The organism is Achromobacter sp. 46006 (genome assembly GCF_059761975.1).
The window spans coordinates 1-9786 of the sequence record NZ_JCBANN010000104.1 but is presented as its reverse complement, the minus strand read 5'-3'; the positions used below and the strand labels follow the sequence as shown (position 1 = coordinate 9786).

General features: G+C 69.3%; 9 protein-coding genes. 1 reads left to right on the top strand and 8 read right to left on the bottom strand.

Translation table 11 applies throughout. The annotated features are described in order from the left end of the window. From AC6LKG_RS25870 to AC6LKG_RS25855, 4 genes are all read right to left on the bottom strand, one after another. Nucleotides 1-1046 (bottom strand): NAD(P)H-dependent flavin oxidoreductase (locus AC6LKG_RS25870; RefSeq protein ID WP_498169734.1); only part of this gene is annotated, 1046 nt, incomplete at its 3' end. A gap of 182 nt (nucleotides 1047-1228) precedes the next feature. After that, nucleotides 1229-2617 (bottom strand): tripartite tricarboxylate transporter permease, encoded by a 1389-nt coding sequence (locus AC6LKG_RS25865; RefSeq protein ID WP_498169732.1) that lies wholly within the window; start codon nucleotides 2615-2617, stop codon nucleotides 1229-1231. Next, nucleotides 2614-3087 carry a hypothetical protein gene (locus AC6LKG_RS25860; protein WP_498169730.1) on the bottom strand — a complete coding sequence of 158 codons (474 nt, stop codon included), beginning with the start codon at nucleotides 3085-3087 and terminating at the stop codon, nucleotides 2614-2616. Before AC6LKG_RS25860 ends, AC6LKG_RS25865 begins: the two co-directional genes overlap by 4 nt. A gap of 94 nt (nucleotides 3088-3181) precedes the next feature. Further along, nucleotides 3182-4471, bottom strand: a complete 1290-nt coding sequence (locus AC6LKG_RS25855) for a hydroxymethylglutaryl-CoA reductase, degradative (protein WP_498169728.1) — start codon at nucleotides 4469-4471, stop codon at nucleotides 3182-3184. 141 nt (nucleotides 4472-4612) lie between these two features. Here AC6LKG_RS25855 and AC6LKG_RS25850 point away from each other — a divergent pair, with 141 nt between their 5' ends. Further along, nucleotides 4613-6043 carry an aminotransferase-like domain-containing protein gene (locus AC6LKG_RS25850; RefSeq protein WP_498169727.1) on the top strand — a complete coding sequence of 477 codons (1431 nt, stop codon included), beginning with the start codon at nucleotides 4613-4615 and terminating at the stop codon, nucleotides 6041-6043. On the opposite strand, the gene AC6LKG_RS25845 is transcribed toward AC6LKG_RS25850, so the two are convergent. The 4 genes from AC6LKG_RS25845 to AC6LKG_RS25830 all read right to left on the bottom strand — a co-directional run bounded on the left by AC6LKG_RS25845 (nucleotide 6034) and on the right by AC6LKG_RS25830 (nucleotide 9528). Next, nucleotides 6034-6825 carry an anaerobic ribonucleoside-triphosphate reductase activating protein gene (locus tag AC6LKG_RS25845; RefSeq protein ID WP_498169724.1) on the bottom strand — a complete coding sequence of 264 codons (792 nt, stop codon included), beginning with the start codon at nucleotides 6823-6825 and terminating at the stop codon, nucleotides 6034-6036. The two genes, AC6LKG_RS25850 and AC6LKG_RS25845, sit on opposite strands and share 10 nt — an antisense overlap. Beyond that, nucleotides 6791-6973, bottom strand: coding sequence for an anaerobic ribonucleoside-triphosphate reductase (nrdD, locus tag AC6LKG_RS25840; RefSeq protein ID WP_006395259.1), 183 nt, complete (start codon nucleotides 6971-6973; stop codon nucleotides 6791-6793). The genes AC6LKG_RS25845 and nrdD overlap by 35 nt, the downstream gene beginning before the upstream one ends. 64 nt (nucleotides 6974-7037) lie before the next feature. Then, the gene (locus tag AC6LKG_RS25835; protein WP_498169723.1) at nucleotides 7038-9038 is read right to left on the bottom strand and encodes a ribonucleoside triphosphate reductase; all 2001 of its coding nucleotides are present in this window, start codon (nucleotides 9036-9038) and stop codon (nucleotides 7038-7040) included. Between the two features lie 139 nt (nucleotides 9039-9177). Continuing rightward, entirely contained in the window at nucleotides 9178-9528 is a 351-nt protein-coding gene (locus tag AC6LKG_RS25830) for a DUF3325 domain-containing protein (protein ID WP_498169722.1), read from the bottom strand. Nucleotides 9529-9786: the final 258 nt, after the last annotated feature.

Sequence of the window (9786 nt, the reverse complement as noted above, 5' to 3'; positions counted from 1 at the left end):
TCGGCAAGACCGACACCGAACGCGTCGCCATCGCCACCGCCGGCGTCCGCATGAATGCGGTGGCCTACGGCCTGCTGACGCAGCCCGGCCAGGGCAAGGGCGAAGTGCTCAACACCGCGCGCGTCGCAGCGGGTGCTGTCCTGCAGGGTCTTTTCCTGGCGCAGGTAGCGCGTCAGCCACGGCGTCGGCACGGCGCGCGCCGGCAGGCCGGCCACGCTTGTGAATTCGGCCAGCTTGTCGGGGTCGGCTTCCATCAGCACGCGCTTGAAGTTCTCGTGGGCGTCGCCTTCCCGGGTCACGGCAAAGGCCGTGCCCACCTGCACGCCGTCGGCGCCGTGGCCGAGCCAGTGGCGCACCTGCTCGTGGCTGCCGACGCCGCCGGCCACAATCAGGCGCGGGGCGTCGCGGCCCAGTTGCAGGTCCTGGAACAACTGGCGGCATTCGGCCAGCACGCGCTTGAAGTCGAAGCGTTCGTCGTGGATGTCGTCCAGGCGCGCCGCGCCCAGGTGGCCGCCGGCGTAGCCGGGGTGTTCGATGACCACGGCGTCGGCCATGCGGCCTTTCTTCATCCACTTTTTCAGCACGGCGGCCACGCCGCGCGCTTCCGACAGGATGGGGACCAGCGCCACCTTGGGATAGTCGGCGGTCATGTCGGGCAGGTCCAGCGGCAGGCCGGCGCCCATGACGATGGCCTGGGCGCCGCTTTCGCAGGCCTGGCGCACCAGGGCGGGATGGTCGCGCACGGCCTTCATGACGTTGACGGCCACCACGCCGCGCCCCTGCGCGGTGTCGAGCGCGGCGCGCACTTCGCGGTCCAGCGCGACGCGGTTGGCGCTGTCGATCTGTTCACGGTCGCGGCAGTCCTCGGTCTGCTCGATCAGGTCGGGATGGTGATGGCGCAAGTCCACACTGGCGATGGTGCCGACCGCGTTCTGGCTGGCGACCGCGCCGGCCAGGCGATGGGCGGATACGCCGACGCCCATGCCGCCCTGGACAATGGGCAGCAATTCGCGTCCGGCGAGAGTGAGGGATTTGAACCACGTCATGAAATGGAAGCCTTTATTGGGAACAGTGGCTTCGAGGCTAGAGCAAGGCATGACGCGCCGCCTTGCGCGGAATCAAGCAGGCGGGTGAAAGCGGGGAGAGGGAACGCGGCAGGGGCGTGGCCCGGCCGGGCAGACAAAAAAGGGGCGGAGCCGGCGGGCTCCGCCCCTGACCAATGGTGGCCTTACGCCACCAGCTTGACCAGCGCCGGCACCGTCAGCACGGCGGTGTAGTAGCCCATGAACTGCACGCCGGTGTTGAAGCCGAAGCGGCGCGACAGCAGGCCGCCGAACAGGCCCATGGTCAGGATCACCAGCAGGCCCAGGAACTGGCCTTCCCATACGCTGATCACGATGATCAGGCCGACGAAGGTGGCGATGATGGCCTCGTGGCTGACCTTGCGCGACACGAACAGCGCGGCGCGGCGCGCGAAGTTCATGGCGAACGGGTAGGACACGATGGCCGCCAACAGCACCGCCAGCATGCCGTAGCCCAGGAACTCCCAGTGGCTCAGCAGATTGTGCAGGTTGTGGGTCTGGCCGCTGGCCGCGTCCACCGTGAAGCGCGGCGGCGCGTTGAACAGCGGCGCGGCCGGGCCGGCCGCGACCGGGCTGAGCGGCAGGCCGAAGGCGATCAGCGGGATCAGGGCCTCGGCGATGTAGGTCGCCTCGGTGACGCCGTTGCGCGCGCTCAGCACCGTGGTCAGGCGGTGGTAGGCGTGCTTGACGCGCGAGCCCACCAGCTCGCCCAGCACTACTGTCATGGCCACCGGACTGAACACGAAGGTGGCGCTGGAGACGGTGGCGGTGGCCAGGGTCCAGCGGGTCTGGATGCGGTCCATCACCTTGAGCGGGTTGGGGAAGTAGCCCGACCAGCCCTTGACGTCCGGCGCCAGCGAGAACGTGCGCACCTTGTCGCGCATCATCTGCGCCCGGCCCTGCGGCGCGATCACGGTGAACAGGTCCGCGATCAGCGGGCCGATGGCGATGCCCAGGAAGTAGCTGATGCTGAGCTTGACGCCGTATTTGGCGGTCAGGCTCTGCAGCGCCACGATCACCACCACGAACGGCACCAGCAGCGCCACCGCGGCCCAGCGGCCGGCCGAGAAGTAGGCGATCAGCACCGCCGCGGCCAGGAAGATCCACGGCGCCGACTTGGTGATGGCGGCGCCGAACGGCGCCAGCAGCACCGCGAACAGCACCGCCAGCGGCACGGCCACGAAGGCCGCCACGATGGCGCCGGACACCATCTTGCGCAGCGCGATGTGGGGCACGCCCAGCTTGCGCAGCATGTTGGCGTCCTGCAGCAACGGCGTGGCCATGGTGTCGCCGGGAATGCCCAGCAGCGCCGTCGGCACCGCATGCGTCATGTGCTTGGCCACCGCGCCCGCCAGGAAGAAGGTGAAGACGCCGGCGGGCGGCACGCCCAGCAGCACCACCAGCAGCGTCAGCGGCGCCAGCGTGGTGGTCTCGTCGGTGCCGGACACCAGGCCAATGGCGGCGAACACCACCGCGCCCAGGAGGCCCATGCCGGCGGCCACCATGATCTGTTCAAGCAACACGGGATCGCTCATGCCGGCACCTCCGCGCGTACGGGTTGCGGCGCATGACGCGGCGCGGCCGCCGCGGCGGGCGCGGCGAACAGCTCGTACAGGCCCAGTTCCTGCAATTCCTTCACCACCACCGGCGGCAGGTCCGCCAGCGTGCCCAGGCCGCCCGGTTGCGCGGCCAGTTCGGCCAGCACCTCGGCGCGCCAGGCCGGATCGTGCGAGGCGCTGTGTTCGACCACTTCGCGCTTGGGCGGGAACAGGCGGGCGCAGATCACGCCCGCCAGCACGCAGCCGCCCAGGCCGGCCAGCATGGCGTAGGCGTGCGCCAGCTCGGGTGACGCGACCTTGTCGCGCAGCCAGGCGCTGGCGGCATAGAAGCCCGCCACGCTGACGGCGATGCCGATGGCGATGGCCCAGGCCAGGTGACGCAGGTCGACCGTGTCGTTCCATACTTCGGCCAGGCGTCCGGCGGATGCCTTGTTGTTTCTTTCCATGTCTGTCTCCTTGATGGATGGACGACGCCGGGAATCCCGGCGACCGCCTCTGTTCTTGTGCGGCCGGCGTACCCGCGCCGGCCGTCCCGGGCCGTCAGGCCGGGTGACGCAGTTCCTCCAGCAGTGCCAGCGCGCGGTCGGCGCGCACGTCCTTTTCCGCCGCCATGCGCTTGGCCAGTTGGTCGACCTCGGCGCCTACCGCGCCCACGGTCAGGGCGATGTTGCGCGCGTGCAGTGCCATGTGGCCGCGCTGGATGCCTTCGGTGGCCAGCGCCCGCAGCGCGCCCAGGTTCTGCGCCAGGCCCACGGCTACGGCGATCTCGCCCAGTTCCTGGGCCGAGCGCACCGCCATGATCTTGAGCGCCAGCCGCGCCAGCGGATGTGTCTTGGTGGCGCCGCCCACCAGGCCCACCGGCATCGGCATTTCCAGCGTGCCGACCAGTGCGCCGCTGGCGTCCTTTTCCCAATGGGTCAGCGAGGTGTAGCGGCCGTCGCGGCAGGCATAGGCATGGGCGCCGGCCTCGACCGCGCGCCAGTCATTGCCGGTGGCGACGATGACCGGATCGATGCCGTTCATGATGCCTTTGTTGTGGGTGGCGGCGCGGTACGGGTCGGTGGCGGCGAACACATAGGCGTCCAGCACGCCCTCGATGATCTCGGCGCCGCTGCGGTCCTTGGTGTCGAGGGTCTGCGGCGTCAGGCGCACGCGGGCCCGCGACAGGCGCAGGTCGGCCAGGTTCGACAGGATGCGCAGCCGCACCGTGCCGCCGGTGATTTCCTCGACCAGCGGCGCCACGGCCTCGGCCATGGTGTTGACGGTGTTGGCGCCCATGGCGTCGCGCACGTCGACGATCAGGTGCAGCACCAGCATCGGGCCGCGCGGCGTGTCGGCGAACACGTGCGCCTCGATGTCCTGGCAGCCGCCGCCCAGGCCGATCAGCACCTGGTCGCGGCTGTTGGCCAGCTTGACGATGCGCTCGCGCTCGCGCAGCAGGGCAACGCGCGCGCCGTGCGGATCGGTCAGGCCCAGCACCTGCACCTGGGCGCGCATCAGCGGCCGGGTGCTGGAGGTCTCGAAGCCGCCGTTCTCGCGCGCCAGCTTGGCCATGAACGAGGCCGCGGCCACCACCGACGGTTCTTCCACCGCCATCGGCACCAGCACGTCGCGGCCATTGACCTGGAAGTTGCCGGCCACGCCCAGCGGCAGCTCGAAGGCGCCGATGACGTTCTCGATCATGCCGTCGGCGAGCTCCAGGCCGAGCGCGCCCGGCTCGGCCAGTTGCCGGCGTTCCTCGGGCGTCAGGCCGGCCGCGTCGGCGATTGCGGCGAGGCGCTGGGCGGGGGTGAGGGCGCGGAAGTTGGGCAGGCGTGAATCGGCCACCATGGCATGTGTCTCCATCGGAAAATCTAAGAATTGGGTGACCGGATTCTAGGTAAACTGTACCGGCATTCAGAGGTACAGTTTGGACGAACAGTACCATCGCACTGCACCAATTTTCGACTTTTCCCCGCTGGAAACCACGCCGTGGACGCCGACAACTCCCCGGGCCGCGCCCCGCGCGCCGCGCCCATCGCCGAAAGCCTGGCGCGCCTGATCGGGCGCCAGATCGCCGAGGGCGTCTACCGCCCGGGCGATAAATTGCCCTCGCTGCGCGAGCTGGCGCAATTGCATCGCTACGCCAAGAACACCGTGGTGGTGGCGTTCGAGATGCTGGTGGCGCGCGGGCTGGTGGAACCGCGCCGCGGCTCGGGCTTCTACGTGCTCGACACCGGGCCGGCGCAGCGCGCCGCCGACGAAGAACCGGGCCAGTTGAGCCGCGCCATGGACATCGTCTGGCTGATGCGCGAACAGCTCAAGACCCAGCCCGACGCCATCGCCGCCGGCGACGGCTTTCCGCCGGTGGAATGGCTGGCCGACATGCGCATGGACCGCTACCACCAGAAGGTGGTGCGCACCGGCCTGGGCACGTTGTTCCGCTATGGCAGCCGCTTCGGCTATGCGCCGCTGCGCGAGAGCCTGGTGCGCAAGCTGGGCGACGTCGGCATCAGCGCGGCGCCGTCGCAACTGGTGCTGACGCACGGCGCCAACGAGGCCATGGATCTGGTGATCCGCTACTTCCTGCCGCCGGGCGCGGCGGCGCTGGTGGACGATCCCGGCTATTACCCGCTGTTCGGCAAGCTCAAGCTGGCCGGCGTGCGCATGCTGGGCGTGCCGCGCCTGTCGGACGGCCCCGACCTGGCGGCGCTGGAGGCCTTGCTGCAGCGCGAGAAGCCGCGCCTGTTTTTCACGCAGTCGCTGGCGCACAATCCCACCGGTTCCGACATTTCGCCGGCCAAGGCCTACAAGCTGCTGCAATTGTCAGAGCGCTACAACCTGATCGTGGTGGAGAACGACCCGCTGGCCGACTTCAAGCCGACCTCGGCGGTGCGGCTGTCGGCGCTGGACCAGTTGCAGCGCACGCTCTACATCGGCAGTTTCTCGAAATCGTTCTCGGCGGCGCTGCGGGTCGGCTTCATCGCCTGCGGCGCGGGCCTGGCCAGCGACCTGGCGGACCTGAAGGCGCTGGTGCACGTCAGCAGTTCGGAATACTGCGAGCGCATGGTCGACGTGATGCTGCGCGACGGCCACTACGAGCGCCACCTGGTGCGCCTGCGCCAGCGGCTGGAAGCGGCCACCGGCGACGCGCTGCGGGTGCTGGATTCGTTGGGCGCCGAGGTCTACACGCGGCCCACCAGTTCGCTCTATCTGTGGGCGGCGTTTCCCGGCATCGACAATTCGCTGGCGCTGGCCGAGGACCTGATGCCGCAGAAAGTCATCATGGCGCCGGGCCGCGTGTTCAGCGTCGACCCGACGGCGGCCTCGCCCTGGTCGCGCTGCAACGTGGGCGCGGTGGCGTCGCCGCGCTTTCACGCCGCGCTGGCGGCGCGCCTGGGGCGCGGCGGCGCTCAGCGGTAGCTGAATTCCTCGAACCAGCCGCGCAGCAGGGCCTGCGCCTGCGCGCCCAGCAGCCGCGCCGGCGGGGTGCTGGGGCAACTGCGCGCGCCTTGCACCGCGAAGCGCTTGACGCCGCGCCGCGCCAGTTCGCGCGCCAGGCCCAGCAGGCGAGGCTCGTCGAGCCAGTCGGGATGCCAGGTGATGCGGCATTCGAAATCCACGCCCGCCGTCAGCAGTTGCGTCAGGCAGGCCTGCGCCGACCGGTGCGAATCGCGCCGGCCGGTGATGTCGTCATAACCCTGCGTATCGGCCTTGATGTCCAGGCCGACCCAGTCCAGGTAGCGCAGCACGTCGGCCAGCCGCAGCGGATAGATGCCGGCGGTGTGCAGGCCGATGCGGTAGCCCATGCGCCGCGCTTCGCGGATCATCGACGGCAGGCGCGGCTCGCTCAGCGGTTCGCCGCCCGAGAACACCACCGCGTCGAGCAGGCCCTGGCGGTTGTCGAGGAAGGCGCGTACGTCGCGCCAGTCGTAGCGCGCGTTGCGCGTCTGCAATTCGGGGTTGTGGCAGTAGTGGCAGCGCCAGGGACAGCCGGCGATGAAGACGACGGCGGCCAGCGTGCCGGGCCAGTCGACGGTGGAAAACGGCGTCAGCCCGCCCACCGCAGGGGAATGGCGCGGCAGCGGCTGGGCCGCCGGCCGCGGCGGCGCGGCATAGGCCATGCGCGGTGGGTGGCGGGCGGGGGCGGCCTTGCGGCCGCCGGCCGCTTCAGGCACGTTGTTCGACGAAGAAGCGGCGTTCATTGAATTCGCCTTGTTTGCCGGTATTGAAGGAAGACACGGGGCGGTGGTAGCCCATGACGCGGGTCCAGACTTCGCAGCGCACGCGCTGGCTGTCGTCCAGGCGCAGCGCCTGCGGGGCGGCGGCTTCGGGAGAGATCACGGTTTGCATAATGGCTCCTTGGGGAAAGGCCGGGCGGGGATCGCCCGGGGAAAAAAGCGGTCGACAGCGGCGGTCAGGCCGGCGCGCAGCAAGACGCCTGCTTGGCCAGCAATTCGGCGTCGCACTTCGGGCAGAACTCGTGGTGCCCGGCCAGATAACCGTGGTTCGGGCAGATCGAGAACGTTGGCGTGACGGTGATGTAGGGCAGGCGGAAGTTCGACAGCGCGCGCCGCACCAGGTCCTTGCAGGCGCTGGCCGACGACACGGCTTCGTTCATGTACAGGTGCAGCACGGTGCCGCCGGTGTACTTGCCCTGCAGGGCTTCCTGCAGCGCCAGCGCCTCGAACGGATCGTCGGTGTGGCCCACGGGCAACTGGCTGGAGTTGGTGTAGTAGGGCTGCGCCTCGGTGCCTGCCTGCAGGATGCCGGGGTAGCGCTTGCGGTCCTCTCGGGCGAAGCGGTAGGTGGTGCCTTCGGCCGGCGTGGCCTCCAGGTTGTAGAGGTGCCCGGTCTCTTCCTGGAACTCGGTCATGCGCGCCCGCACCCGGTCCAGCAGGCGCACCGCCAGCGCGTGGCCGGCCGGCGTGGTGACGTCGTCGGCGTCGTCGCTGAAGTTGCGGATCATCTCGTTGATGCCGTTCACGCCCAGCGTGCTGAAGTGGTTGCGCAGCGTGCCCAGGTAGCGCCGCGTGTACGGGTACAGCCCTTGGTCGATGTAGCGCTGCACCACCTTGCGCTTGGTTTCCAGCACGTCGCGGCCCAGGCCCAGCAGGTGATCCAGGCGCGCCATCAGCGCGGCCTCGTCGCCGCGGCAGGTGTGGCCCAGGCGGGCGCAATTGATCGTCACCACGCCCACCGAGCCGGTCTGCTCGGCCGAGCCGAACAGGCCGTTGCCGCGCTTGAGCAGCTCGCGCAGGTCCAGTTGCAGGCGGCAGCACATGGAGCGCACCATGTGCGGCTCCAGGTCGGAATTGAGGAAGTTCTGGAAGTACGGCAGGCCGTAGCGCGCGGTCATCTCGAACAGGCGCTCGGTATTGGGGTGGTCCCAGTCGAAGTCGGGCGTGATGTTGTAGGTGGGAATCGGGAAGGTGAACACGCGCCCCTTGGCGTCGCCGGCCATCATCACCTCGATGTAGGCGCGGTTGATCATGTCCATCTCGGCCTGCAGGTCGCCATAGGCGAACGGCATTTCCTCGCCGCCGACGTAGGGGATCTGTTCGCGCAGGTCGGCCGGGCAGGTCCAGTCGAAGGTCAGGTTGGTGAACGGCGTCTGGGTGCCCCAGCGGCTCGGCACGTTCAGGTTGTAGATCAGCTCCTGCATGCTTTGCTTGACCTCGGCGTAGGTCATCGCGTCGCGGCGGATGAAGGGCGCCATGTAGGTGTCGAACGAGCTGAAGGCCTGGGCGCCGGCCCATTCGTTCTGCAGCGTGCCCAGGAAGTTGACGATCTGGCCGATGGCCGCCGACATGTGGCGCGGCGGCGTGGCCTCGATCTTGCCGGGGATGCCGTTGAAGCCCTCGGTCAGCAGTTGGCGCAGCGACCAGCCGGCGCAGTAGCCGCTGAGCATGTCGAGGTCGTGGATGTGGATGTCGCCGTCGCGGTGGGCCTGGCCCGCCTCGGGCGTGAAGACGTTGGACAGCCAGTAGTTGGCGGTGACCTTGCCGGCCACGTTCAGGATCAGGCCGCCCAGGCTGTAGCCCTGGTTGGCGTTGGCGTTGACGCGCCAGTCGCGCTGTTCCAGGTATTCCTCCATGGCGCTTTCGACGTCCACCAGCGTATGGCGCAGCGCGCGCAGGCGGGCGTGCTGTTCGCGGTAGACGATGTAGGCGCGGGCGGTGCGCCAGTAGCCGGCCTTGACCAGCGTTTCCTCGACCTGGTTCTGGATGGTCTCCACGCCGGGGCAGACGTTGCCTTCGGCGGCTAGCGACTCGATCACCGCGCCGGTCAGCGCCTGGGCCACGTCGGCGTCCAGTTCTCCGGTGCCGCGGCCGGCGGCGGCGATGGCCGCCGCGATCTTGGCGCGGTCGAATGCGACGACCCGGCCGTCGCGCTTGAGGATGTGTTGGAGTTGCATCGCTGGCACCATATGTTGTGGGGTGGAAAAACTCTACCACTACCTATGGTGTTGAAAACGCGCTTGCCGAGCCGTTTGTCAGGCTGGCTTGATGCCGGTCAAATGGCGCCGGCCGGCCCGGCGCGGGCGCAATACGCCCCTAGAAGCCAAAGCCGACCCCGGCGATCGAGATCACCACCGCCAGCGCGGCGGTGCGCATCGCCGGGCGCGGCGACCACGACAGCATGCCGACCCACAGCAGGGCGCCGGCAGACAGCCAGCCCAACCAGGCCACCACGCCCACGGTGTTGCCCCACAGGCCGACGCAGGGCAGCAGCGCCAGCAGCAACAGCAGGACGCCGGCGGCGCGCAGCACGCGCGAATGGCCGGCGGAGCGATCGCGGCCCCACACCTGGTCGTAGTGGCGCGGCATCGCCAGGCTGAGGCAGGCCATGCCGGCATAGGTCAGCAGCAGCGCCATGGCGATGGCGAAGAGGTCGTTGAGGTTCATGCCGTGGCTTCCTGGGATGGGCGCGCATTGTGCGGCGGTGGGGCCGACAACGGTTTCTCCCACAATCGTAGCGCGGCCCAGCCGGCCGCGAGGCCCGCGGCTGCGCCGTCGACGCCGCCGGGCGGGCGCAGGCGCAGCAATGCGCCCGTGGCGGTCGAGGTGTCTCTTATACACAACTCCCAGCCCACCAGACTAGTTCGGCAATCTCCTATGCCACCTTCTGCTTCTAAAAAAATACGCCTACGACTTCAAGCTGAG

Bases quoted from the DNA above. Each gene is read 5' to 3' on its own strand.
- AC6LKG_RS25835 (WP_498169723.1), bottom strand. From the start codon at position 9,038: ATGCAACTCCAACACATCCTCAAGCGCGACGGCCGGGTCGTCGCATTC.
- AC6LKG_RS25830 (WP_498169722.1), bottom strand. From the start codon at position 9,528: ATGAACCTCAACGACCTCTTCGCCATCGCCATGGCGCTGCTGCTGACC.
- AC6LKG_RS25855 (WP_498169728.1), bottom strand. From the start codon at position 4,471: ATGGTGGCCGATTCACGCCTGCCCAACTTCCGCGCCCTCACCCCCGCC.
- AC6LKG_RS25845 (WP_498169724.1), bottom strand. From the start codon at position 6,825: ATGAACGCCGCTTCTTCGTCGAACAACGTGCCTGAAGCGGCCGGCGGC.
- AC6LKG_RS25865 (WP_498169732.1), bottom strand. From the start codon at position 2,617: ATGAGCGATCCCGTGTTGCTTGAACAGATCATGGTGGCCGCCGGCATG.
- AC6LKG_RS25860 (WP_498169730.1), bottom strand. From the start codon at position 3,087: ATGGAAAGAAACAACAAGGCATCCGCCGGACGCCTGGCCGAAGTATGG.
- nrdD (WP_006395259.1), bottom strand. From the start codon at position 6,973: ATGCAAACCGTGATCTCTCCCGAAGCCGCCGCCCCGCAGGCGCTGCGC.